This window comes from Microcoleus sp. OTE_8_concoct_300 (assembly GCF_031383065.1).
Classification (GTDB): Bacteria; Cyanobacteriota; Cyanobacteriia; order Cyanobacteriales; family Microcoleaceae; genus Microcoleus.
In genome coordinates, this window is record NZ_JANMZH010000148.1 from 1 (window position 1) to 1,771 (window position 1,771).

At 50.0% G+C, this 1,771-nt stretch carries 1 protein-coding gene; it reads left to right on the plus strand.

The annotated features are described in order from the left end of the window. Window positions 1–1,771 (plus strand): transporter substrate-binding protein (locus ACUVJL_RS07395; RefSeq protein ID WP_445245262.1); only part of this gene is annotated, 1,771 nt, incomplete at both ends.

Genomic DNA, 1,771 nt, shown 5'->3' on the forward strand with positions numbered 1-1,771 from the left:
ATACACCGGAAAATCGTAAATTTGTCAAGGCTTATAAAGCTAGATATGGGGAAAATCGAGTCACGGATGACCCGATCGAAGCTGCTTATTTGGGCGTTTACCTATGGAAGCAAGCAGTAGAAAAAGCTGGTTCGACAGATGTGGTTAAAGTCAGGGCGGCTGCTAAAAATATTGAGTTTGCAGCGCCCTCGGGCAAGGTAAAAATAGATGCCCAAACGCAGCATACCTGGAAAACAGTGCGGATTGGTAAGGTGAGGTTGGACGGTCAAATTGAGGAGATTTGGAATTCAGGCGCACTGGTTCGGCCAGATCCTTTTCTCAAAAGCTATCCTTGGGCGGCGGCACTTGCTCCGAGGCAGATTTCTTTGGGAAGTCGGGCTTCTTTAATCGGGCTGTTTGTCATCTTGGTACTGATAACTTGGATGGCGGTGGGAGTCGGGTGGATGGGTTCTGTGGAGATTAAGAACTATTTGCTGGTAATAAAAACTGCCTCAGCTCCGGCGGGGGTTTCTGAGGCAGCAATGGCGGTGCTGGTGCAGCAAACTCTGGCAGTGGTAAGCCGCACTCAGCACTGGCTGCTGGGGGCTTTGGTGTTGAGTGCGATCGCGGGGATAGTCGGTTTTGTGTCGGTGTCGGCAATTATTCGGAATCTCGGCTTGCTGCGGGAAACTGCTCAACTGATGGCGAGCGGTGATTTGACGGCTCGATCGCCTATTGTTTCTAATGACGCGATCGGGGTGCTATCTTCTACTCTCAATACCATGGCTCAGCAAATTAGCAGTTTGCTCAGCGGTTTGGAAGTGCGGCAGCGACAGCTAGAGGAACGATCGGCCGAATTGGAAGTCGCCAAGAATGCTGCCGAAGCTGCCAACCGGGCGAAAAGCTCATTTTTGGCAAATATGACTCACGAGTTGCGGACGCCCTTGAATGCGATTATCGGCTACAGCGAGCTGCTGCAAGAAGAGGCTCTGGAACTCGGCGAAGAAGAGTTTGTTATGGATTTGGCAAGCATTAATATCGCAGGCAAGCAGTTGCTCAACATTATTAGTGACATCCTGGATATTTCTAAAATTGAAGCAGGAAAGATGACTCTTTTCTTGGAGAATTTTGAGGTGTTGAATTTGATCGAGCAGGTTGTCACTACTGTTCAACCCATGATAGGGAAAAATGGCAACACTTTGAGCGTCAATTGCGATCGCAATATTGGCACGATATACGCTGATTTGTCGAAGTTGCGCCAAGCGCTATTGAATTTGGTGAGCAATGCTGCTAAGTTTACCGATCGAGGCAAAATTACGATTAATGTTTGGAAGGAACAAGGGGAAGTTTTGCCGATCGACAATTCCGAAGAACTCTCGGCAGCTCGTTCTCGGTGTCAAATGCCTTCGATCGTGTTTCAAGTCACCGATACTGGCATCGGCATGACTCAGGAGCAGGTGTCGAGGCTGTTCGGAGCTTTCGCCCAAGCGGACGATTCTACTACCCGCAGATACGGCGGCACCGGTTTGGGGTTGACAATTAGCCGGAAGTTTTGCCAGATGATGGGCGGGGACATTACGCTTGAGAGCAAGTTTGATTGCGGTTCTACTTTTACGATCAGGTTGCCGGTGGTGGTAGAAAGCCAGAAAGAAGAACAAGAAGTGCGATCGCAACCGCTGGATCTGCCCGATGCTGCTACTGTCCTAGTCATTGACGACGATCCAAACGCGCGGGATTTGATGACCCGCTGCTTGTCGAAACAGGGATTTCGGGTGCATTCCTCGGCTAGCGG